Here is a 23,805-nt window from a genome sequence, read left to right on the forward strand (position 1 = left end):
ATCGTGATCAGCGTCGGGTTCATCGCTGGTCACTTTCTGTAGCCGTCGAACAGATTGACGGACCGGTTACTCCGTGGCATTGCGCGAGAGGCCTTCGAGGATTACTTCGAGGCCGTAGGTGAAGGAGTCGTAGAACATGCCTTCGATGTCGCCTTCGACGCGGCGGCGGGCGGACTCGCGCATGGTGTCGTCCGCGATCTGGTTGGTTTGTTCGAAGACGGCGCCGGCCAGTTGTTCGACGAACTGGCCGGCTTTGCGGGCCATTTGGCGGGTGGCGACCTCGCCGCCGGCGCTGCCGAGGACGTAGGACATGACTGTGCCGAGGGCGAAGTCGGCGTCCCGGCCGGTGAAGCCGGCGGCGCCGATCAGGGCCAGGCCGCGGGAGCCCATCGCCATCGCCTGCGGGCCCATGCTCGGCCGGGTGTACATCACCTCGGGCAGCCAGGGGTGGCGCATGATGCCGGCCCGCAGGCTGTGCGCGAACAGCAGGACGCCGCTCCGCCAGCCGGCCAGCCCGGGGTCGGGGACGTCGATCTCGCCCCAGGCCTCGTCGATCAGCAGGTCGATCAGATCGTCCTTGGTCGGCACGTGCCAGTAGAGGCTGGTCGCGCCCGCGTCGAGTTTGGCGGCCAGTTTGCGCATGCTCAGCCCGGCCAGCCCGTCGGCGTCGAGGGTCTCCATCGCCGTCCGGACGATCTGCTCCCGGGTGAGCGTCTCGCGCGCCGGCGCGGCCTTGGGCTTCCGGGTCCAGATCGATTCCGTCACGAGCGCCATCCTAACAACCCACTGGAACAGTGTACGAGGTTGTCGTACAGTGTTCGAGTGACTAGTACACCGTTCGAGTCTTCCGCCGCCACGGCCGGTCATCCCCGCCGCTGGTGGATCCTGTTGATCCTGTGTCTGAGCCTGCTGGTGCTGGTCGTCGACAACACCGTGCTCAACCTGGCCATCCCGTCGCTGATGCGCGACCTGGGGGCAACTCCCGCCGACATCCAATGGGTGATCGACGCGTACATCCTGGCGTTCGCAGGGCTGCTGCTGACCGCAGGTAGCCTGTCCGACCGCTACGGCCGACGGAAGCTGCTGCTGATCGGTCTGGTCCTGTTCGGCGCCGCATCCCTGCTGGCGACGTTCGCCGAGACGCCATGGCAGCTGATCGCGTGCCGCGGCCTGATGGGCGTCGGTGGCGCCCTGCTGATGCCGAGCACGCTGTCGCTGCTGTTCACGGTGTTCCCGCCGGAGGAGCAGCGCAAAGCGATGGCCGGCTGGTCCATGGTCGCCATGGTCGGTGTCGTCGCCGGTCCGACCGTCGGCGGCGTCCTGCTGAACCACTTCTGGTGGGGCTCGATCTTCCTGCTGAACGTCCCGATCGCGATCGGTGCGATCATCGGGGCGCTGCTGCTGATCCCGGAGTCCCGTGGCCCGGCACGCAGTGTCGACCCGGCCGGTGCGGTCCTGTCGATCATCGGAATGTGCGCGGTGGTCTGGGCGATCATCGAGATCCCGGTTGACGGTTTCGGGTCTCCGCGCGTGCTGGGCGGTCTGGCTGTCGGAGTACTGGCCCTGACTGGTTTCGCGCTCTGGGAGAAGCGCAGTGCGCACCCGATGGTCCCGCTGGCGCTCTTCAAGGACCGGCGCTTCAGCGGCACCAGCTTCTCGATCGTCCTGCTTTCGTTCGCCGCAGGCGGTCTGATGCTCGCACTGACGCAGTACCTGCAGTTCGTGCTCGGCTACAGCCCACTGAAGGCCGGATTGGCCCTGGTCCCGTACGCCGTGGCCGCAACGGTCTTCAACGTCCTCGGGGCCACTCTGGGCAAGAAGATCGCGGACCGGACGCTGATCGCACTAGGGCTCGCAGTCATGGGCGGTGCGTTCGCAATCCTCTCCCAGGTCTCCGGCGCCACCGGCTACGGTCTGCTGATCGTCGGCCTGATGGTGATGGGCGTCGGCGGCGGTCTGGCTGGGCCGGCGGCGTACACGCTGCTGATGCAGGCAGTGCCGGCCGAATACCGAGGTGTCGGCTCAGCGCTGAACGACACCGTTCAGCAGACAGGTGGTGCGCTGTCCGTCGCAGTCCTGGGCAGTGTGCTCGCTGCGGCGTACTCGGCCAACCTGCCGGACGCCGTGCCGGAGTCAGCGCGCGACTCGATTGCCAGCACGCTCGCCCTCGGTCCGGACTTCGCTGCGGCCGCCCGGGCCGCCTTCACCGACGCCATGACCATCGCCATGACTGTCGGTCTGGTGGGCGCTCTGGCAGGCGCAGTGGTCGCCCTGGTCGTACTGCCGCGCCGGACGAATGAGACGGCCGATTCACGCTTGGAGGCCCGGGCTTCTTAGACTGCAAGTCGCAGAAGTTCCGAATCGAGAGCGAGCCATGTCCGGTCCCAACACTGAGTACGACCCGGTCGAAGTGACGCCGTTGCACGCCGTAGAGGTGGAGCGGAGCCGAGACGAGGCCCTCGACGCGTTTACCAAGGCGGCCGATCTGGCCGCCCTGCAGGAGGCCAAGGTCGCGCATCTGGGCGAGAAGTCGCCCATCGCGCTGGCCAACCGCGAAATCGGCGCACTGCCGCCGCAGGCCCGTAAAGAGGCCGGACAGCGGATCGGGTCCGCCCGGAAAGCGATCAACGAGGCGTTCGCCGGGCGGCTCACCGTGCTCGAGGCGGAGCACGAGGAGCGGATGCTGGCCACCGAGCGCGTCGACGTGACGCTGCCGTGGCACACCCCGCAGCTGGGCGCGCGGCATCCGCTGTCGCTGATCTCCGAGCAGGTCGCGGACGTCTTCACCGCGCTGGGCTGGGATGTCGCCGAAGGCCCGGAGATCGAGGCCGAGTGGCTGAACTTCGACGCCCTGAACTTCCAGCCGGACCACCCGGCGCGGCAGATGCAGGACACCTTCTTCGTGGAGCCGGCCGGCTCCGGCAAGGTGCTGCGCACGCACACCTCGCCGGTGCAGGCCCGGTCGATGCTGACCCGCAAGCCCCCGATCTACGTGATCTGCCCGGGCCGCGTGTTCCGCACCGACGAGCTGGACGCCACGCACACCCCGGTCTTCTACCAGGTCGAGGGCCTGGTGGTGGACGAAGGCATCACCCTGGCGCACCTGAAGGGCACGCTGGACCATTTCGTCGTGTCGATGTTCGGCGAAGGGCTGGAGGCCCGCCTGCGGCCGAACTTCTTCCCCTTCACCGAGCCGTCGGCCGAGGTCGACCTGAAGTGCTTCGTCTGCCGCGGCGAGTCCGTCGGCAACCCGGACCGGCCCTGCCGCACCTGCGGTAGCGAGGGCTGGATCGAGTGGGGCGGCTGCGGAGTGGTCAACCCGCGCGTGCTGCGCGCCTGCGGGATCGACACCGACCGCTACTCCGGTTTCGCGTTCGGAATGGGCCTGGAGCGGACGCTGATGTTCCGCAACGGCGTCGAGGACATGCGGGACATGGTCGAGGGTGATGTGCGGTTCAGCCGCCAGTTCGGGATGGAGATCTGATGCGAGTCCCACTGTCATGGCTGCGCGAGTACGTCGAGCTGCCCGCGGGCGTCACCGGCCGCGATGTCGCGGCGAAGCTGATCCGGGCCGGTCTCGAGGTGGAGACGGTCGAGGAGTCCGGGCTGACCGGGCCGCTGGTCGTCGGCAAGGTGCTCACCTACGAGAACGAGCCGCAGAAGAACGGCAAGACCATCCGCTGGTGCTCGCTCGACATCGGCAAGGAGGAGCCGCAGTGGGTCGTCTGCGGCGCGCACAACTTCGAGGTCGGCGACCTGGTCGTCGTAGTGCTGCCGGGGGCGGTGCTGCCGGGCGGTTTCGCGATCTCGGCGCGTAAGACCTACGGCCACGTCTCGAACGGGATGATCTGCTCCAGTGTCGAGCTGGGCCTCGGGGACGACGGCTCGGACGGCATCGTCGTTCTGGAGGCCGGCGAGGGCACACCGGGCGATGACGCCATCGAGCTGCTGTCGCTGAGCGACGACGTACTGGACATCGCAGTCACGCCGGACCGTGGCTACTGCCTGTCCATCCGCGGTGTGGCTCGTGAGGCCGCTACGGCGTACGGCGTCGCCCTGAAGGACGCTGCTGACCTGCCGCTGACCGGCTCTGCTGCTGACGGCTACCCGGTCCGGGTGGACGACGCTGCGGCCTGCAGCGTGTTCGTCACGCGCACTGTGACCGGCATCGACGCCAAGGCGCTGTCTCCGCGCTGGATGCAGAAGCGGCTGCAGGCGGCCGGGATGCGGCCGATCTCGATCGGCGTCGACATCACCAACTACGTGATGCTCGAGCTGGGCCAGCCGATCCACGGGTACGACAAGGCCCGGCTGAGCGGCGACATCGTCGTCCGGCGGGCGGAGGCCGGCGAGAAGCTGGTCACTCTGGACGACCAGACCCGAGAGCTGGACGCCGAGGACCTGCTGATCACCGACGACTCCGGCCCGATCGGCATCGCCGGGGTGATGGGCGGCGCGTCGACGGAGATCTCCGAGACCACCACCGACGTCGTGATCGAGGCCGCGCACTTCGACCCGATCGTGATCGCGCGGGCCTCGCGCCGGCACAAGCTCTCGTCGGAGGCGTCGCGCCGGTTCGAGCGCGAGGTCGACCCGCAGCTGCCGCGGTACGCCGCGCAGCGGGTCGCCGACCTGCTCGCCGAGCACGCCGGCGGCACGGTCCTCCCCGACGAGACCGTGATCGACACCCACCCAGCTCCGGCGCCGGTGGTCATTCGCGGCGACCACGCCGCGCGCGTGTCGGGCGCCCCGATCGCTGTCGAGGATGCGATCGCGCATCTGGAGGCGGTGGGCTGCACGCTGGGCGCGCCGGCGACAGGTGCGACGGCAGCCCCGCTGGCGGTCGGAGTACACAGCTCGTCGCTGAACTTCCTGCCGGCCGGTATTACCGACCCGGAGAACGCGGGCTGCGAGCGGTTCGAAGGTGACGACCTGTGGGCCGTCACCCCGCCGTCCTGGCGGCCGGACCTGCGCGACCCGAACGACTTCGCCGAAGAGGTCATCCGGCTGTTCGGCTTCGACAACGTCCCGTCGGTGCTGCCGAAGGCACCGGGAGGCCAGGGGCTGACGGTGTCGCAGCAGCGCCGCCGCCGGGTCGCGACCGCCCTTGTCGGCGCAGGCCTCTCCGAGGTGGTGTCGTACCCGTTCACCGGCGCGGCCGACTTCGATGCGCTCGGTCTGCCCGCGGACGACGTCCGCCGGACGACGGTCAAGCTGGTCAACCCGCTGTCCGACGAAGAGCCGTCGATGCAGACCACTCTGCTCGCGACGCTGTTGCGGACGGCCGAGCGCAACGTCGGTCGCGGTGCGACCGATCTGGCGATCTTCCAGACCGGTCTGGTCTTCCTGCCGAAGGCTGACGCCACTCCGGCGCCGCTGCCCGCGGTGGAGTCCCGGCCGAGTGATGCGGAGGTCCAGTCGCTGTACGACGCGCTTCCGGCGCAGCCGCTGCATGTCGGCGTGGTGCTGACCGGCGCGCTGGCTCCGGCCGGCTGGTGGGGCAAGAGCCGCCCGGTCAGCTGGGCGGACGCCGTCCAGATCGCACGGCTCATCACCGCCGCAGTCGGTGTCGAGCCAACCGTCCGGAACACGGAGCTCGCTCCGTGGCACCCGGGCCGCTGTGCGGAGTTCTCCGTCGACGGCAAGGTGGTCGGCCATGCGGGTGAGCTGCACCCGAAGGTGTGCCAGGCGTTCGGCCTGCCGACCCGGTCGAGCGCTGTCGAGCTCGACCTGGACGCGCTGATCGCAGCTGGGCCGGAGTCGATCACCGCGGCGCCCTTCTCGTCCTACCCGGTCGCCAAGGAGGACGTGGCGCTGATCGTCGCGGAGGACGTCGCCGCCGCGGCAGTCGAGGCCGCGCTGGTCGAGGGCGCCGGCGAGCTGCTGGAGTCCGTCCGCCTGTTCGACCTGTACACCGGTGAGCAGATCGGCGCGGGCAAGAAGTCGCTCGCGTTCGCCCTGCGCTTCCGGGCCGCCGACCGCACCCTCAAGGAGAACGAGGTCTCCGAGGCCCGTCAGGCCGCCGTCCAGGTGGCTGTCGAGCGCTTCGGCGCCGTCCAAAGAGTGGGCTGACATGAGTGGGCATCCCCGGGTCGCGGTCGCTGCGCCGAATGCGGCGGCCGCGGACGCCGGCGTCCGGGTCGCGGCCGAAGGCGGGAACGCCGTCGACGCGGCGATCGCGGCGACCCTCGTCACGATGGTCAACGAGATCGGCGTGGTGTCGCCGGCTTCCGGCGGCTTCGTCACGCTGCAGGTGGCCGGCGGCGACGCGGTGACGATCGACGGCTGGGTGGAGATGCCCGGCCGGGGGCTGCCGCCGGAGGCGTTCGGCCGTGGCGTCTGGGATGTCACGACGGACTACGGCGGCGGTACGACGACGACCGTCGGCCACGGCTCGGTCGCCACTCCAGGTGGCCTCAAGGCACTCGCCTTGGCGCATGCCCGGTCTGGCAAGGCGCCGTGGCGTGAGGTCGTGCAGCCGGCGATCGACGTCGCCCGCGAGGGCTTCCCGCTCAGCCGGACGTCGGGCTACTACCTGGGGTTCACCCACGAGATCATCTTCGGCTGGCACCAGCCGAGCCACCGGGTCGTGCACGACGACGACGGCACGGTGATCAAGGCCGGCAGCACGGTCATCATTCCGGAGCTGGCCGAGGCGCTCGAGCTGATTGCCCGCGACGGCGCCGAAACGCTGTACACCGGTGAGCTGGCGCAGCTGCTGATCCGCGACATGGCTGAGAACGACGGCATCCTCACCGCCGAGGATCTGGCCGCGTACGAGGCCGTCGTCCGGCCCGCGCTCACAGTCCGGCAGAACGGGTGGCGTCTGGCGACCAACCCGCCGCCTGCTGTCGGTGGGGTTGCGATCGCCGCCATGCTCGCGCTACTGGACGGCGTCCCGGCCGACGGCGGCTGGAGCCCGAGCGAGCTGGAGCGGCTGATCGACGTCCAGCATGCCGTGTTCGGGCGGCGACTGGCCGAGCTGGACGCCGAGGACCTGCGTCAGCTGGAGGGGCAAAAGCTGCTCGACCTGGCGTCCGCAGGTGACCTGCGGGCGCTTACGTCGCCCAGCACGGCGACTGTCTCGGTAGTGGACGACGAGGGCGACGCCTGCGCGATCACCGTCTCGTCGGGCTACGGCTCCGGCGTACTGACTCCGGGCACTGGCATCTGGCTGAACAACGCGCTCGGCGAGCAGGAGCTGCTGCACGGCGGTCCGCACAGTCTGGCGCCTGGCACCCGGTTGACCTCGAACATGGCGCCGAGCGTGGCCCGCCGCGACAGCGACGGCGCAGTGCTCGCCATCAGCTCCCCAGGCTCTGACCGGATCCCCACCGCGATTGCGCAGGTCTACGCGCTCTACACGCACGGTGGCCTACCGCTGACCGAGGCGGTCGAGCATCCGCGGCTCCACGTCCGCGTCCGTGACGACGTGGTCGTTGACTACGAAGACGACTTGTCCGTCGCCGGTGCGACCAGTCTGCCGACCCGTCCGATGCCGCCGCACTCCATGTACTTCGGTGGCGTCGCAGCGGCCTTCTGGGAGCCTGCCGACGGTCTGACCGCAGTCGGCGACCCACGCCGGACGGGGGCCGTGGCGGTGTCGCCGGTCGACTGACCGCGTGCCTATCCGGGGTCACGCTCGTTAGAAGAGCGTGGACATCGACCCCGAGCTCTCAGTCGTGGTGCCGATGTACGACGAGGAAGCGGTGCTGCCGATCTTCTTCGAGCGGATGCACCCACTGCTGGACAGCCTGGGCCTGCAGTACGAGCTGCTCGTGGTCGACGACGGCAGCCGGGACCGGACCGCCCCGATGCTGCTGGAGGCCGCGAAGGACTGGCCGCAGCTGCGCGTCATCCGCCTGCTGCGGAACAGTGGCCACCAGGCGGCCCAGTCGGCCGGCTTCCGGAGTGCGCGCGGTCAGTACGTCGTGACGATCGACGCCGACCTGCAGGACCCGCCGGAGACGATCGCCGAGTTCCTGACCGCCATGCGCGACCGGGACGTCGACGTCGTGTACGGCGTCCGTTCGGACCGGTCGAGCGACTCGTGGCCGAAGCGGACCACCGCCCGGCTGTACTACCGGCTGATGTGCCGGCTGGTCGGCCGGCAGATCCCGTTCGACGCGGGTGACTTCCGGATGGTGTCGCGGCGGGTGGTGGACGCGGTGAACCAGTTGCCCGAGGATGGCCGGGTGTTCCGCCTGGTGATCCCATGGCTCGGCTTCCCGAGCGCCGAAGTGTCCTACGTCCGCGCCGAGCGTGCGGCCGGGTCGACGAAGTACAACCTGAGCAAGATGTTCCGGCTGGCGTTCGACAGCGTGACCGCGTTCTCGGCGGCGCCGCTGCGGCTGGCCACCTGGCTTGGGCTGCTCGGTGGCCTGATGTCCGCGCTGTTCGTGGTCGGCGCGCTGGTCATCAAGCTGACCGGCCGCGGCGTCCCCGGCTGGACGTCGACCGTGCTCGCGGTGAGCACGATCGGTGCGATCCAGCTGCTCTGTCTCGGGCTGCTCGGCGAGTACGTCGCCCGGCTGTTCCAGTCGAGCCAGCGGCGTCCGCAGTTCCTCGTCGGCTACGACAGCCTCGACGACCAGCTGCGTGCCGAGCCGGTAAGGCACCGGTGAGGCGGGCGCTGCCCTGGCTCCTACCGCTCCTGACCGCCGCCGCTGGTCTCGTCACGCTGGACGTCGGCATCGGTCCGATCGTCAAGTACAGCGCGTACTTCGCAGTGGCGATCGCACTACCTGGAACGCTGCTACTGCGAGCGCTGTGGCGCAGCACGGGTAACTGGGCGGAGGACGTCGGCCTCGGCTCGATCGTCGGCGCCACCTGGATGTTGGTCGGCTGGGCGCTGTTCACTGCGGTGGGCTGGCAGGCGTGGTTAGCGGCCTGGCCGCTGCTGACTCTGGCCGCCTTCGCTCTGCCTCAGCTGCGCGGGTACTGGCGTATCGCCATGCCAGAGCCGGTGCCAGTGCTGTGGACCTGGGGGCTGGTGGTCGCCTCGACGTTGCTGGTCGCAGCGACGATTCGCGGGGTCATGGCGTACCACGTGATGCCACCGGACGGGACGGCGTACTACCAGGACCTGCTCTACCACCTGTCGATGATCAGTGAGCTGACCCGCGCTGTACCGCCGGAGCTGCCGCAAGCGGTGGGGGAGCGGTTGGAGTATCACTGGATCCCCAACGCCGACATGGCCGCCGCAGTCGATATCACTCGGCTGACTCCGACCGTGGTGCTGTTCCGGCTCTGGGTGCTGCCGTGGCTCGTGGTCGCGCTCCTCGTCTGCGCCACGCTCGCCCGGACCGTGAGCCGCGTGTGGTGGAGCGGCGTCCTCGTTGCTGCCGCACTGAGTACGCCGAACCTGTTTTTGCTCGTCGACACCAGCCTGAACCTGTCCGCACCACTCAGCTACCTGAGCCCATCGCAGACCTTCGGTCTGGTCACCTGTGTCGCCCTGGGCATCTTCCTGATCGATCTGTTGTTCCGTGGCGGCGGTGGCCGGCTGTGGGTGCTCGTGGTCGCGCTGGCGATCGTTGGCGGGGGTTCAAAGCCCACAGTGCTGCCCGTGCTGGTCGGTGCGGTCGGCCTGGCCGCGTTGTACCAGCTCAAGCGCCGGCTGGTGCTGGTCGGCGTACTGCTGGTCGTCGTCGGCGCAGTCACGCTGTTGACCGTCACCGGCAGTACCAGCGGCTCGCAGATCCAGTTCCTCGCCATCCTGAAGTCGACTCCCGGCTATGCCGCGGTCACCGGTAACAACACGCCACCAGGGTTCGGTGGGCTGGTTGTGCCGTCGCTGACCCACGGCGCGGTGTGGGGCACGATTCTGCTGTTTCTGATCCTGCTGGTCGTCCAAGCTGCGTCGCTGGCCGGTTTTGGCGTCGCCCGCCGCGATCCGGTCGCCTGGTTCCTGCTTGGCGCGATGACGGTCGGCTGGCTCGGCTACCTGTTCATCGACCACCCATCGGTCAGCGAGTCGTACTTCCTCTACACCGCCACTCCGTTCAGCCTGGCGGCCGCTGCCTGGGTCGCAGCGACCTGCCGACGGAGGCTGACGCTGATCGCGGTTCTGGTGCTTGTGTTCATCAGTCCGGTCAAAGGGTTCGTGCAGAGCGCGATCTACGGCGACACCGAGCGCTGGCCGATCTTCCGGTCCGGCCCACAACGTGTGTACGCCGACGAACAGCTGGCGGCTCGCTGGCTGGCGAAGTACACCGCACCGACCGATGTGGTCGCGACGAACACCTGGTGTCGCCCGGTCGAGGCAGTGACGCCGGGCTGCGACGCCCGTGGGTACGTCGTCAGCGGGCTGGCCGGGCGCCGCACGCTCATCGAGGGCTGGGCCTACACCACCGAGGCCATGTCCGACCAAGGTGTCAACGGCCGCCGGTACACCGAGCAGCCGTCGCCCTGGCCGGAACGTGTCGCGCTCACCCAAGAGGCCTTCGCGAACCCGTCCGCCGAGCTGATACAACGGCTGCGCGCGGAGTACGGCGTCCGCTGGCTGTACGCCGATGCCCGCGCCGGATCCGTGTCCCGCGAACTTGCCCGCTTCGCGACCTTGCGACACAGCCAGGGCAAGGTTGAAATCTACGACCTCGGACGGTGAAGAAGCCGTAACATAGCGTGCGCGTGGACCGTTATGGTCTGCGCAGGCCCGCCCGCCCCGTGGCCGATGCATGCGGAGATGTGAATGCTCGGGAGGGCGGCACCATGCGGGCGACACGACCGGCTGCCGTGGTTGTACTGGCGGCTGTGCTGACGACGATCACCGTGCCGACCGCTGCCTATCAGGTGCCGGTGGAGCCGTTCAGCCAAGGCGAGTCGGCCACTGCGACGATGCCGGGCTCAGGGCTGCGGCAGACGATCACAGTGACCGGGGCGACCGAGCTGCTCGACGAGACGGCCGCAGGCGCCCGCGGCACCGGGCCGACGACGTACAGCCCGCCGATCGACCCAGCGACCCCCGCGCAGGATCTCGTCGTCAACACGGGCGCCTGTGCCGCGACCGGGGGCTGCGGCGATCGCGGCACGGTGACGATCAGTTTCAGCCGGCCGGTGCGGAATCCGGTGCTGCACCTGGCCGGGCTCGGCGGTGCGGTCACTCAGACCGTGAACGGTCGGCCGAGCGCGCAGTCCGAGCTGCACGCGGTTCTGCGGCTGACAACACCCGGTCTCAGTCTGAGCAAGGCCGGTGCCGGCACCAACCTGGCTGTCACCAGCGACACGGTCACTGCGCTCAACCACGACGCCGGTCCGAACTGCGTCAACAACAAGACCGGCACGGGTCCGGATGCCGGTGCGACCGCGGCGTGTGGCTCGGTGCGAGTGAACGGTGTCGTGACCGCAGCCGCGTTCGACGTCACGGCGTACTTCACCAAGCACGCGAAACTGCCGGGGTTCAACACGAAGTCGTCCGGCGACGCGTTCTCCGTGCTGGCGTCCGCCGGTGAGGACTTCGGCGACGCACCGGCGTCGTACGGTGCTGCCTGGTCGGTGCTGAGCGACGTCCGGCTCGGTGCGGAGGCGACCGAGGACAACAGCACCGTCGCCAACGGCACGACCGGCCCGACCACTCCGGATGCAGCGGATGACGGAGTGGTCTTCCAGCCGCTGCGGACGAACGCAACGACGTACGAGGTCGAGGCGAAGCTGTCGGGTGCGTCGAAGCCGGGGCGGGTCTGTGCATGGATCGATCTGGACCGCGACGGCGCTTTCCAGCCGACGGAACGCGCGTGCGCCGGTTTTGTGGCCGGACAGGGGACGGTCAAGCTCAGCTGGGCCAAGTTTGCCAAGCCGACCACGGGGACGACGTACGCCCGGGTGCGGATCGGGTACGACGAGCCGCGGGCGACAGGCGCCGGCGATGCCGGTGAGGTCGAGGACTACCCGCTGCAGGTGACGCCGCCACCGCCGCCGGTCCTGCGCGACGACACCGCGACGACGGCGTTCAACACGACGACCACGGTGAAGGTGCTCAGCAACGACCAGCCAGGTGAGCCGGCAGCGCCTCTCGTTCCTGGTTCGCTCTGCCTGATCGAGGACGACAAGTGCGGTGTCATGGTCAACGTCGTTGGTCAGGCCAAGTACCTCGCCAAGCCGGACGGCACAGTCGCCGTCGAGCCTGTGCCCGGCTTCTTCGGCCCGGGTCGGCCGGTCACCTACCGGGTAGCTGACACCAACGACATCACTGCGACGGCGAAGCTCGCCGTCACGGTTGCACTTCCGGCAGCGCCAGTGGCCGGCCCAGATACGGCAGTCACTCCGCAGAACGTGAGCGTCGCAGTTCGGCCGCTGGCCAACGACAAGGCCGCTCCTGGTGTGACGCTGCAACCGGAGTCCGTCGTGCTGCGCGATCCGGCCGACACGAAGTTCAAGAAGACCGTAGTGATCGCGGGGGAGGGGCAGTACACCGTCAAACCGACCGGTGCGGTCGACTTCGTGCCGGTGCGGCAGTTCACCGGCGTCGGAACCTCCATCGGCTACCGGGTCACCGACAGCACTCGCCAGACCGCGGAGTCCACGCTGACCGTCACGGTCACGCCGGTGCAGCCGATTGCCAACGGCGACTCGGCGTCCACGGCGTTCGACACGGACGTCGTCGTACCGGTACTCGACAACGACCTACCTGGCTCACCGGATGCCCCGCTCGAACCGGCGACGCTACAGCTGATCGATCCGGTCAGCCACAAGCCGGTCGACACCGTCACGGTGAAGAACCAGGGCACCTACCTGGTGACCGGCGGCAAAGTTACCTTCCGCCCGGTGCACGGCTTCCACGGTGTTGGAACCCCACTGACCTACCAGGTGCTCGACAAGAACGGGACTGCGGCGCGCGCTGAGCTCACGGTCGCCGTCGACGCGCCAGCGCCGCCAGTAGCGAATCCGGACCTGGTCACCACCTTGCAGGGCGGTGCAGTCGTGATCCCGGTTCTCGAGAACGACAAGCCCGGTCCGACCGGTGCGGCGCTGCTGCCCGAGACAGTCCGGTTCGTCGTACCGACTCGGGCCGAGCCGGTCACTTCGCTGGAGGTACCGGGACAAGGCAAGTACTCCGTCCGCCCCGACGGCGGAGTGCACTTCGAACCGGTGCCGACCTTCACCGGGCAGGGGACTCCGGTCACCTATCAAGTGGCTGACGCCAACCGGGCCATCGGTCGCGCGACGCTGACGGTGCGGGTCACGAAAGTTCAGCCCGACGCATCGGACGACACTGCGGCGACGGCGTACGACACCGCGGTGACTGTGACCGTGCTGACGAACGACGAGGCCGGCGACCCTGCTGTGCCGCTGGTGCCCAGCAGCCTCCGGGTGCTCGACCCGCGGAGCGGGGAGCCGAAGACCACAGTCGTCGTCGACGGCGAGGCGACGTACACCGTCACGGCGGACGGCGAGATCATGGTCGACCCGCTGCCGACGTACACCGGCGTAGCGGCGCCAGTCAGCTATCGGATCGCGGATGTCAACGGGACCATCGCTACCGCCAAGCTGACCGTGACAGTCGCGAAACCGCCGGCGCCGACGGCGAAGCCCGACACGGCGACCGGCAAGCAGAACGTCCCCTTCACCGTAGATCCGCTGGCCAACGACACGGCCGGCCGTGGGACCGGTCTCGACCCGTTGAGCGTCGCGCTGCTCGACCCGGCGGACGGTTCGCTGAAGAAGCTGGTGAAGGTGCCCGGCCAAGCGGCGTACCAGGTGCATCCGGACGGGACGGTTACGGTCGATCCGCTGCCGGGCTTCACTGGAAACGCAGCTGCGCTTACCTACCGGGTGATGGACCGGTTCGACCAGGTGGCCCGGTCGACGATTGCAGTGACGGTCACACCGATCACTCCGATCGCAGTCGACGACACTGCGCGGACGCCGTACGACCGAACCGTCGCAGTGCCCGTGCTGACGAACGACGTACCGGGTGACCCGACTGCGCCGTTGCTGCCGACCACTCTGCTGCTGACCGATCCGGCTGACGGTTTGCTGAAGGCAGCTGTCAGCATCCCGAACGAGGGCGTCTACACGGCGGCTGGGGGAGTGGTCCGGTTCGACCCCGGTGCGACCTTCCGGGGCGCCGGGACGCCACTGGTGTACCAGGTGGCTGACAGCAATGGCACTCTGACCACAGCGAAGCTCACCATCGCAGTCGGCTTCCCTCCGATCGCTGTGGCAGATACTGCATCGACACTGCAGGACGTCGTGGTCACAGTGAACCTGGTCTCCAACGACAGCCCTGGGACCGATGCGAAACTCGATCCGGCGTCGGTCGAGCTGCTCGGAGCGAATGGTTATGCGAAGACGCTGACCGTCGCCAAGCAGGGCGCCTACACCGTGCAGCCGACCGGTAGCGTGCTCTTCGATCCGTTGCCGACGTTCCACGGCCGGGCCCTGCCGGTGACGTACCGCGTCGCGGACTCCAATGGCACCGTCGCCACCTCGACGCTGACGATGACGGTCACGCCGATCTGGCCGACAGCTGTCGACGACTCGGCGATCACACCGTTCAATCAGCCGATCACGATCGACGTACTCGCGAACGACAAGCCAGGTGACCCATCCGCGCCACTGGTCGCGTCGAGCCTGCTGCTGAAGGAGCCGGTGGTCGCGGCGACCGGCTACCGCAAGAGCATCACCCAGCCCGGTGAAGGGACCTACACGGTCACCGACGACGGAAAGGTCACCTTCACCCCGGTCAAGGATTTCCAGGGCGTCACGACACCCGCGACGTACCGGATCGTCGACGACAACGGAACTGCGGCCGAAGGCCTCATGTTGCTGACCGTCGGGAAGGGCCCTGAGGCACTGGCGGATGTGGTGACCACCAAACAGAACGTCACCCAGCTCGTCGACCCGTTGGCCAACGACACCGCAGGGACCGGAGCCGAGCTCGAGAAGACGTCGGTCGAGGTCTATTCGGTCACGACGCGGCAGTGGGCTCGCGTCGCGGCGCTGATCGGCCAGTGCGTGGTCACAGTGAGCCCGACGACCGGGAAGGTCACTGTCGATCCGGTGCCCGCGTTCCGCGGCCTGCTGTCGATCGCCTACCGGGTGAAGGACACCAGCGGCAACACTGCGACTGCCACGATCACAACAACGGTCACTCCGGTCAGCCCGACGGTTGTCGACGACAAGGGCGTTACGCCGTTCGACACCCCGCTGACCGTGCCGGTGCTCGCGAACGACAGAGCAGGCGATCCGTCCGCACCGCTGAAGGACGTGCACCTGCTGGACCCCGCTACTGGCGAACCGCGGCCAGAGCTGCCAGTCGAGGGACAGGGCCTGTTCACCGTGCAGCCGGCCGGTGGCATCCGTTTCGCGCCGGCGGCCGGTTTCGCCGGTACGACGATTGCCGTCGGCTATCAGGTGGTCGACGGCAACGGCTCTGTCGGTGAAGCGAGCCTGGCGGTCACCGTCCAGGCCCGACCGGTGGCGCTGCCGGACCGGATGGAGACGAAGCAGAACGTGCCAGTGGTTGTCGACCCGATCAAGAACGACGTCCCGGGGCCAGGTGCGACCTTCGACCCGGACACGTTGCTGCTGGTCGGTCCGGACGCGGCGCTGGTCAAACAGGTGACAGTGGCCGGGCAGGGCCAGCACGTCGTGGCCAACGGCAAGGTGACCTTCACGCCGGACAAACGGTTCACCGGGACCGCACGGCCAGTGGTGTACGAGGTGAAGGACAGCAACCGCAACCGCGCGCGGGCCACGCTCACTGCGACCGTGACCCCGATTCGGCCGGAACCAGGGGACGACAGCGCACGGACGGCGTACGGGACGGCCGTGGAGATCGAGGTGCTGAGCAACGACCGGCCTGGTGATGGGACTGCGGCCCTCGTGCCGGCGTCCGTCGTACTGCGGGATCCGGCCGACGGGAAGGACAAGAAGTCGGTCACGGTCGCGGACGAAGGCACCTTCGTCGTCGCAGCGGACGGAGTCATCACCTACACCCCGGTGACTGACTTCATCGGTACGACGCGTTCGCTGGCCTACCGCGTGGCGGACACGAACGGCACTGCGGCGGCGGCGCTCATCGACGTCACGGTGGACCCGCCCCGACCAGCCACCGCCACTGCAGATTCGGCAACGGGCACTCCAGGTACCCCAGTCGCAGTCAACCCGCTCCTGAACGACACCGGCGCTCCGGGCGCCGTCTGCCTACGCGTCGATGCAGCCACCTGCACCAAGCAGGCGCGCACCGCCGCCGGCACTTGGACGGTCGCAGCAGACGGCACCGTTCGGCTGACACCGACAAAGGGCTTCACCGGCACCGCCAAACTGACCTACGAGCGCTCTGGTGGTGGTGCGGACGCCGCTCCGGTCGCTGCGCCCATTCGATTCACTGTTGCCGCCGTACCGACCGCGGACCTACGCCCAGTGAACCGTGCGATGCTGCCGCCGACCGGTGGTCTCCCACCGATCGTCCTCACCTTGGGCGCGTTGCTGACCGCACTGGGCGCCACGCTGCTGGCGCTCGTCCGCGCCCGTCGCTAGAGGTCGCGAACGAGCATGACCTCATCGCGATAGTCATCCGCGGTCAGACGGATCGCACGGGGGTGCCGACCGACGATGCGGTATCCGAGCGGCTGGTAGAAGTTCTCCAGGCCGAGCCCGTCCCGAATGGTCAGCTGCAGTTGCTCCAGACCGAGGTCGTGCGCGGAACCGCGCAGCCCCTCCATCAGCGTTCGGCCGGCGCCGGAGCCCTGGTACTTCGGGTGCACCATCACGCGCAGCACAGTCCGCCAGTGGGAATGCAGACTGCCGCCGCGGTCGACCAGCAGACCCATCCCGACGTACCGGTCGCCGTCGTGCAGCACGCCGAGGAGGTCCAGCCCGGAGGCGACCCGGCCGAGTGCGTCGTCCAGGGTCTGGGCGACCTGCTCGACCGGCGCGGGCGCAGTGAACCCGACCGCGCCGCCGGCGTCCGTCGCCGCGACCCAGGTGTCCAGAAGGTCCGCTCGCAGACCCGGCGCCAACGCTTCCTCCGGCTCCACCACGACGTACTTCAAAGCGGCCCTCCAGCTGCGACTCGGTTGCAGCTAGCCTAGCTCCTCCAGCATCGGCACCATGGTCAGCTTGTCCGGGTTGCGGATGAGGTAGAGCGACGTGATCAGGTCGCCAGAGGTCTCCAGGAAGGTGACGGTGTCCGGCTCGTTGTCGTAGTAGACGACGAATGCGGGCTCACCGTTCAGAGTCGCGATCCGGAGCTCGTAGCCCGGGTACTGCGCGATCACACCGAACAGCCAGCGGATGATCTTCTCCGCGCCGTAGATCGGCCGCAACGCAGCGGACTTCTTGCCGCCGCCGTCGCTGATCAGCACCGCATCCGGTGCCAGCAACGCGACCACGCGCTCGAAGTCGCCGGAGTCGGCAGCAGCCATGAACTGCTGGGTCAGCTCGGTGTGCCGGGCCTTGTCGACCTGATGGCGCGGCTGCCGCGCCTGTACGTGCGATCGGGCCCGGTGGGCCAGCTGACGGACCGCGGCCTCGGAGCGGCCCAGAGTGTCCGCGATCTCGGCGTACGGGAGGTCGAACACCTCCCGCAAGACGAACGTGGCGCGCTCCAGCGGTGACAGCGTCTCCAGGACGACGAGCATCGCCATGCTGACCGAGTCCGCCAGCTCGACCACGGCCTCCGGGTCGCCGTGCGGTTCGGAGCACTTGACGATCGGCTCCGGCAGCCAGGGCCCGACGTACTGCTCGCGGCGCGTCTTCTGCTCCCGCAGCTTGTTCAGCGCGAGCCGGGTGGCGATCCGGATCAGATAGGCCCGGACGTCGCGCACCTCCTCGTGGTCCACCTTCGACCACCGCAGCCAGGTCTCCTGGACGACGTCCTCCGCGTCGCTGCCGCTACCCACCACGCGGTACGCCGCGCCCAGCAGCACGACCCGGTGCTCGTCGAACTCCCGCGCCAGCTGCTCGTCGTCCCTCATCACATGTCCTCCCGGAGATCTCCCTACCCATTGGGACACGGCAGCCCCGGGGAATGTGACATGCCGCAACCTTGGATATTTTTCCATTACATGGCATACTCATTCACATGAGCGTGAAGGTTGCGGTGGCCGGAGCCAGTGGCTACGCGGGCGGTGAGCTGCTGCGACTGCTGAGCTCCCACCCGGGGGTCGAGATCGGCGCGCTGACCGCCGGCGGAAACGCCGGTACGGCGCTCGGCGCGCACCACCCGCACCTCGTGCCGCTGGCCGGGCGCATCCTGGTCGAGACCACGGCGGAGCAACTCGCCGGTCACGACGTGGTGTTCCTGGCGCTTCCGCACGGACAGTCCGCCGGACTCGCCGAGCAGCTCGGCGAGGACGTCACCGTGATCGACTGCGGCGCGGACTTCCGGCTGACCGAGGCCGAGGCGTGGGTGGAGTTCTACGGCGGCGAGCATGCCGGCTCGTGGCCGTACGGCCTCCCTGAGCTGCCCGGACAGCGGGACAAGCTCCGCGGTTCGCACCGAGTCGCCGTACCGGGTTGCTACCCGACGGTCTCCAGCCTGGCTTTGCTGCCCGCCGTTCAGCACGGTCTTGTCGATGCGACTCAGCTGAACGTGGTCGCCGTCAGCGGCACGTCTGGTGCCGGTAAGGCTCCGAAGGCGCATCTGCTCGGCGCAGAGGTGATGGGGTCGGCCTCGGCGTACGGCGTCGGCGGAGTGCACCGCCACACGCCAGAAATCGAGCAGAACCTCACCCCGTACGCCGACGGCCCGGTGAGCGTTTCGTTCACCCCGGTGCTGGTGCCGATGTCGCGGGGCATTCTCGCGACCTGCAGCGCACCGGCTGCGGAGGGGGCCGATCTGGCAACGCTGCGGCAGGCCTACGAAGAGGCCTACGGCGACGAGCCGTTCGTGCACCTCCTCCCTGAGGGGCAGTGGCCGCAGACACAGGCCACTCTCGGCGCGAACACGGTCCAGTTGCAGGTAGCGCTCGACCAGCGGGTCGGCCGCGTGGTTGTCGTGGCTGCGATGGACAACCTCACCAAAGGCACTGCCGGCGCCGCCGTGCAGTGTATGAACCTGGCCCTCGGTCTCGACGAGACCTTGGCACTTCCCCTCGTAGGAGTAGCACCGTGACCCTTGCCGTCACTCCCGCCACCCAAGTCGATCGGAGCGCCGGAGTGACCGCGCCGGCCGGCTTCCGTGCGGCCGGGGTGATCGCCGGGATCAAACCCGCCGGCACGCCGGACCTCACCATTGTCGTCAACGACGGGCCGGAGCAGGTCGCTGCCGGTGTCTTCACCACCAACAAGGTGAAGGCGGCGCCGGTGCTCTGGTCGCAGCAGGTGCTCAGCGCGGGCAAGCTGAAGGCCGTGGTGCTGAACTCCGGCGGCGCGAACGCCTGCACCGGCCCCGAAGGCTTCCAGGACACGCACAAGACCGCAGAGAAGCTGGCTGAGGTGCTCGGCGCCGGAGCGGCCGAAATCGGCGTCTGCTCGACCGGTCTGATCGGTGAGCGGCTCCCCATGGACAAATTGCTCCCGGGCGTGGAGGCGGCGGTTGCTGCACTCGACACCACCCCGGAGGCCGGGCTGGCTGCGGCCACTGCGGTCATGACCACCGACAACGTGCCGAAGCAGGCAGTGCTCAAGCACGCTGACGGCTGGAGCATCGGCGGGTTCGCGAAGGGCGCCGGGATGTGCGCACCGAACATGGCGACGATGCTCAGCGTCATCACAACGGACGCCGTGCTGGATCAGCCGCACCTCGACCACGCGCTGCGGAACGCGGTCGGTAAGACGTTCAACCGGCTGGATGTCGACGGCGGCACGTCGACCAACGACACCGTGCTGCTGCTCAGCTCAGGCGCATCTGGCGTCACAGTCAGCCCGGAGGCATTCGAAGCCGCTTTGACCGCGCTGGCCGGTGACCTGGTCAAGCAGCTGCAGGCGGATGCCGAGGGCGTCACCAAGCACGTCAGCATCACCGTCAAGAACGCAGCGACCGAAGCCGAGGCTGTGGCCGCCGCGAAGGTCGTCGCCGAGGACAACCTCTGCAAGACGGCGTTCTTCGCCTCCGACCCGAACTGGGGCCGCATCGCGATGGCAGTCGGCAACGCGCCGACCGCCTTCGATCCGGCGCTGCTGGACATCACTCTGAACGGCGCTGCGATCTGTGTGGCCGGTGGAAAGGGCGTCGACCGCTCCGAGGCCGACCTGAGCGGCCCGGAGATCGATGTGGTGATCGACCTGCACGCCGGTCCGGCGTCCGCCACCGTGCTCACCACCGACCTGTCGCACGCGTACGTCGAAGAGAACTCGGCCTACTCGTCGTGAGCATCCTTCCCGAGGCACTCGAGAAGGCAGCGGCCCTCACCGAGGCGCTGCCGTGGCTGAAGCAGTTCCACGGCAAGACGGTCGTGGTGAAGTACGGCGGCAACGCCATGGTCGACGACAAGCTCAAACGCGCTTTCGCCGAGGACATCGTCTTTCTGCGGTACGCCGGCGTCCGCGTCGTCGTCGTCCACGGCGGCGGCCCGCAGATCAGTGACATGCTCGGCCGGCTCGGCATCGACAGCGAGTTCCGCGGCGGACTGCGGGTCACCACACCTGAGGCGATGGACGTCGTCGGCATGGTCCTTGTCGGCAAGGTCGGCCGGGAGCTCGTCGGACTGCTGAACGCGCACGGCCCGTTCGCAGTGGGCATGTCCGGTGAGGACGCCGGGCTGTTCACCGCAGAACGGCGGACGGCGCTCGTGGACGGCGAAGCGGTCGACATCGGGCTTGTCGGCGATGTGGTCGACGTCCGGCCGGAGGCGGTGATCGATCTGATCGACGCCGGCCGCATCCCGGTGGTGTCGACGATCGCTCCGGACGAGGACGGCCTGGCGCACAACGTGAACGCCGACACGGCCGCTGCGGCGCTGGCGTCCGCGCTGGGCGCCGAGAAGCTGGTCGTGCTGACCGATGTGGCCGGCCTCTACCGCAACTGGCCGGACAGCGAAGAGATCATCACCCAGATCGACGCTACCGAGCTGGCGGCGCTGCTGCCGTCGCTCGCAGCCGGGATGGTCCCGAAGATGGAGGCCTGCCTGCGGGCAGTCGAGTCCGGCGTTTCCCGGGCCACAGTCATCGACGGTCGCGTGCCGCACTCACTTCTGCTCGAGATCTTCACCGACGCCGGAATTGGAACTCAGGTGATCCCCTCATGACCGAGCTGCTCACTGTCGACGGCACCCAGGCCGCACTGACCGAGCGGTACACCGGTGCGCTGATGAACACGTTCGGGGCGCCCAAGCGCGTTCTGGTCCGTGGCGAGGGCGCGTACCTGTGGGACGCCGACGGCAACAAGTACCTCGACCTCCTCGGCGGCCTGGCGGTGAACTGCCTCGGCCACGCGCATCCGTTCGTGGTGTCCGCAGTGACCTCGCAGCTGGCCACTCTCGGCCACGTGTCGAATTTCTTCGGTTCCGCGCCGCAGATCGCGTTGGCGGAGAAGCTGCTCGGTCTCTTCGAAGCTCCGGGCAAGGTGTTCTTCACGAACTCCGGCACCGAGGCGAACGAGGCGGCGTTCAAGATCACCCGGCGGACCGGCCGGACCAAGATCGTCTCCACCGTCGGCGCCTTCCACGGCCGAACGATGGGCGCGCTCGCAGTCACCTGGAAGCCGGCGTACCGGGAGGCCTTCGCTCCGTTGCCTGGCGACGTGGCCTTCGTGCCGTATGGCGATGCGGACGCGCTGGCGGCCGCAGTCGACGACGAAACGGCCGCAGTGATCCTGGAGCCAATCCAGGGCGAGAACGGCGTCGTCGTACCGCCGGCCGGCTATCTGCAGGCCGCGCGACGGATCACCTCCGAGCACGGCGCACTGCTGTGGCTGGATGAGATCCAGACCGGTGTCGGACGGACCGGGAGCTGGTTCGCTTACCAGTCCGAAGGCATCACCCCGGACCTCGTCACGCTCGCCAAGGGGCTCGGCGCCGGCATTCCGATCGGCGCCTGCGTCGGTCTGGGCGCTGCGGCCGACCTGCTGCAGCCGGGCAACCACGGCACGACGTTCGGCGGTAACCCGGTCGCTGCGATCGCCGGGCTGGCGGTGCTGACCGTCATCGAGCGGGACGGCCTGCTCGCCCAGGTCAATGCGGTCGGCAACCACCTGGCGTCGTCGCTGATCGCCCTGGACCATCCGCTGATCGCCGGCGTCCGCGGCCGCGGTCTGCTGCTCGCCATCGAGCTCACCCAGCCCGTCTCGGACCAGGTTGCCGCACTGGCGCTGGACGCCGGGTTCGTGATCAACAACCCGATTCCGGATGCGCTGCGGCTGGCGCCGCCGTACATCCTCAGCAAGGCTGATGCCGACAGCTTCGTCTCGGCTCTGCCGGGGCTGCTCGACCAGGTGGAGGTGCCATGACGGTCAGACACTTCTTGAAGGACGACGACCTGAGCCCGGTCGAGCAGGACGAGGTCCTGACACTGGCCCAGCAGCTGACTGGCGACCGGTACGGTCATCAGCCCTTGGCCGGTCCGAAGTCGGTCGCCGTCATCTTCGACAAGGCCTCCACCCGGACACGCATCTCGTTCGCCGTCGGCATCGCCGAGCTCGGCGGCGCATCGCTGATCATCGACGCGCAGAGCTCGCAGATGGGCCGTGGCGAGCCGATCGCCGACACCGCGCGAGTGCTCGACCGGCAGGTCGCAGCGATCGTCTGGCGGACCGCTGGGCAGACGCGGATCGACGAAATGGCCGCAGCGTCCCGAGTGCCGGTTGTGAACGCGCTGACCGATGAGTACCACCCCTGCCAGATCCTGGCCGACCTGCTGACCGTTCGGCAGCACAAAGGGCAGACCGCGGGCCTGAAGCTGGTGTACTTCGGGGACGGCGCCAACAACATGGCCCACTCGTACCTGCTCGGTGGGGCAACCGCTGGCATGCATGTGGTCGTCGCCTCACCCGCAGCGTTCCAGCCCGACCCCGCCATCCTCGCCCGGGCCGTTGAGATCGCAGCTGAGACAGGTGGCTCGGCAGCGTGGACCGACGACCCGTACGGCGCCATAGACGGTGCCGATGTAGTTGCGACGGACACTTGGGTGTCCATGGGCCAGGAGGGTGAGGCGGCACTGCGGGAAGCGCCGTTCGTGCCCTACGCGGTGACCGAGCAGCTGGTGGCCAAAGCCAAGGACGACGCCATCGTGCTGCACTGCCTCCCGGCGTACCGTGGCAAGGAAATCGAGGCCGCGGTCCTCGACGGGCCACAATCAGTGGTCTGGGACGAGGCGGAGAACCGGCTGCACGCGCAGAAGGCGCTGCTGTCGTGGCTGCTGGCAAGGAGCTTTTCGGCATGAGCATCGCCGTACCGACGACCAAGACCGCGCGGCAGCAGCGCATCATCGACCTGCTCGGGCGGCAGCCAGTGCGATCCCAGACCGAGCTGGCCGAGCTGCTGTCCTCCTCCGGCCTGGTTGTCGGGCAGGCGACGCTCTCACGCGACCTGGTCGAGATCGGCGCGGTGAAGGTCCGCGACTCGTCCGGCCAGCTCGTGTACGCCGTACCGGGTGAGGGCGGCGACCGCACCCCACGCGCAGGTGAGGCGGCCGCCTTCGAGGCCCGCCTGGAGCGAGTGGCGTCCGAACTGCTGGTGTCAGCAGAAGGCAGCGCCAACCTGGTCATCCTGCGTACCCCGCCAGGCGCAGCCCAATACCTCGCCTCCGCAATCGACCACGTCGGCCTCGACGACGTCCTCGGCACCATCGCCGGCGACGACACCGTCATGATCGTCGCCCGCAACCCCACCGGCGGCGAAGCCCTGGCCGCCCGCCTCCTCTCCCTAGCCGCCCGCGACCCCAGGTAACGAACGCCCGGCCTGCTCGCGCCAAGTACCT

The 23,805-nt window shown here is 68.7% G+C and carries 16 protein-coding genes; 13 read left to right on the forward strand and 3 right to left on the reverse strand.

The features are described 5' to 3' along the window. Positions 1 to 66: 66 nt before the first annotated feature. Entirely contained in the window at positions 67 to 765 is a 699-nt protein-coding gene (locus tag HPO96_RS25520; protein WP_337796804.1) for a TetR/AcrR family transcriptional regulator, read from the reverse strand. Between the two features lie 57 nt (positions 766 to 822). On the opposite strand from HPO96_RS25520, the gene HPO96_RS25525 reads away from it, so the two are divergent. The 7 genes from HPO96_RS25525 (at position 823) to HPO96_RS25555 (ending at position 16,485) form a co-directional block, all read left to right on the forward strand. Next, the gene (locus HPO96_RS25525) at positions 823 to 2,337 is read left to right on the forward strand and encodes an MFS transporter (RefSeq protein WP_337796805.1); all 1,515 of its coding nucleotides are present in this window, start codon (positions 823 to 825) and stop codon (positions 2,335 to 2,337) included. Positions 2,338 to 2,374: 37 nt separating this feature from the next. Further along, positions 2,375 to 3,484: a phenylalanine--tRNA ligase subunit alpha gene (gene pheS, locus HPO96_RS25530; protein WP_171676779.1), complete on the forward strand. Its 1,110-nt coding sequence runs from the start codon at positions 2,375 to 2,377 to the stop codon at positions 3,482 to 3,484. Further along, positions 3,484 to 6,072 carry a phenylalanine--tRNA ligase subunit beta gene (locus tag HPO96_RS25535; protein ID WP_171676781.1) on the forward strand — a complete coding sequence of 863 codons (2,589 nt, stop codon included), beginning with the start codon at positions 3,484 to 3,486 and terminating at the stop codon, positions 6,070 to 6,072. Before pheS ends, HPO96_RS25535 begins: the two co-directional genes overlap by 1 nt. Position 6,073: 1 nt before the next feature. Continuing rightward, positions 6,074 to 7,618 carry a gamma-glutamyltransferase gene (locus HPO96_RS25540; protein WP_171676783.1) on the forward strand — a complete coding sequence of 515 codons (1,545 nt, stop codon included), beginning with the start codon at positions 6,074 to 6,076 and terminating at the stop codon, positions 7,616 to 7,618. A 37-nt stretch (positions 7,619 to 7,655) separates the two neighbouring features. Beyond that, the gene (locus tag HPO96_RS25545) at positions 7,656 to 8,624 is read left to right on the forward strand and encodes a glycosyltransferase family 2 protein (RefSeq protein ID WP_337796806.1); all 969 of its coding nucleotides are present in this window, start codon (positions 7,656 to 7,658) and stop codon (positions 8,622 to 8,624) included. Continuing rightward, positions 8,621 to 10,609 (forward strand): hypothetical protein, encoded by a 1,989-nt coding sequence (locus HPO96_RS25550; protein WP_171676785.1) that lies wholly within the window; start codon positions 8,621 to 8,623, stop codon positions 10,607 to 10,609. The genes HPO96_RS25545 and HPO96_RS25550 overlap by 4 nt, the downstream gene beginning before the upstream one ends. A 104-nt stretch (positions 10,610 to 10,713) precedes the next feature. Further along, positions 10,714 to 16,485 carry an Ig-like domain-containing protein gene (locus HPO96_RS25555; RefSeq protein WP_171676787.1) on the forward strand — a complete coding sequence of 1,924 codons (5,772 nt, stop codon included), beginning with the start codon at positions 10,714 to 10,716 and terminating at the stop codon, positions 16,483 to 16,485. On the opposite strand, the gene HPO96_RS25560 is transcribed toward HPO96_RS25555, so the two are convergent. Continuing rightward, entirely contained in the window at positions 16,482 to 17,000 is a 519-nt protein-coding gene (locus HPO96_RS25560; RefSeq protein WP_171676789.1) for a GNAT family N-acetyltransferase, read from the reverse strand. The two genes, HPO96_RS25555 and HPO96_RS25560, sit on opposite strands and share 4 nt — an antisense overlap. A gap of 30 nt (positions 17,001 to 17,030) precedes the next feature. Further along, positions 17,031 to 17,924, reverse strand: a complete 894-nt coding sequence (sigJ, locus tag HPO96_RS25565) for an RNA polymerase sigma factor SigJ (RefSeq protein ID WP_171676791.1) — start codon at positions 17,922 to 17,924, stop codon at positions 17,031 to 17,033. Positions 17,925 to 18,031: 107 nt separating this feature from the next. Between sigJ and argC the strand changes: the two genes are divergently transcribed. From argC to HPO96_RS25595, 6 genes are read left to right on the forward strand one after another with little or no spacing between them, the layout of a single operon-like run. Continuing rightward, entirely contained in the window at positions 18,032 to 19,063 is a 1,032-nt protein-coding gene (argC, locus tag HPO96_RS25570; RefSeq protein WP_171676793.1) for an N-acetyl-gamma-glutamyl-phosphate reductase, read from the forward strand. Continuing rightward, positions 19,060 to 20,262 carry a bifunctional glutamate N-acetyltransferase/amino-acid acetyltransferase ArgJ gene (argJ, locus tag HPO96_RS25575; protein WP_171676795.1) on the forward strand — a complete coding sequence of 401 codons (1,203 nt, stop codon included), beginning with the start codon at positions 19,060 to 19,062 and terminating at the stop codon, positions 20,260 to 20,262. The genes argC and argJ overlap by 4 nt, the downstream gene beginning before the upstream one ends. Continuing rightward, a complete protein-coding gene (argB, locus tag HPO96_RS25580) occupies positions 20,259 to 21,137 on the forward strand; it encodes an acetylglutamate kinase (protein WP_171676797.1) in 879 nt (292 codons plus the stop codon). The genes argJ and argB overlap by 4 nt, the downstream gene beginning before the upstream one ends. After that, complete coding sequence (locus HPO96_RS25585; protein WP_171676799.1) at positions 21,134 to 22,336, forward strand: acetylornithine transaminase; 1,203 nt, start codon at positions 21,134 to 21,136, stop codon at positions 22,334 to 22,336. Before argB ends, HPO96_RS25585 begins: the two co-directional genes overlap by 4 nt. After that, positions 22,333 to 23,268: an ornithine carbamoyltransferase gene (gene argF / locus HPO96_RS25590; RefSeq protein WP_171676801.1), complete on the forward strand. Its 936-nt coding sequence runs from the start codon at positions 22,333 to 22,335 to the stop codon at positions 23,266 to 23,268. Before HPO96_RS25585 ends, argF begins: the two co-directional genes overlap by 4 nt. Further along, positions 23,265 to 23,774, forward strand: coding sequence for an arginine repressor (locus HPO96_RS25595; RefSeq protein ID WP_171676803.1), 510 nt, complete (start codon positions 23,265 to 23,267; stop codon positions 23,772 to 23,774). The genes argF and HPO96_RS25595 overlap by 4 nt, the downstream gene beginning before the upstream one ends. The last annotated feature ends 31 nt before the right edge of the window (positions 23,775 to 23,805 follow it).

The organism is Kribbella sandramycini (assembly GCF_013131805.1).
Classification (GTDB): Bacteria; Actinomycetota; Actinomycetes; order Propionibacteriales; family Kribbellaceae; genus Kribbella; species Kribbella sandramycini.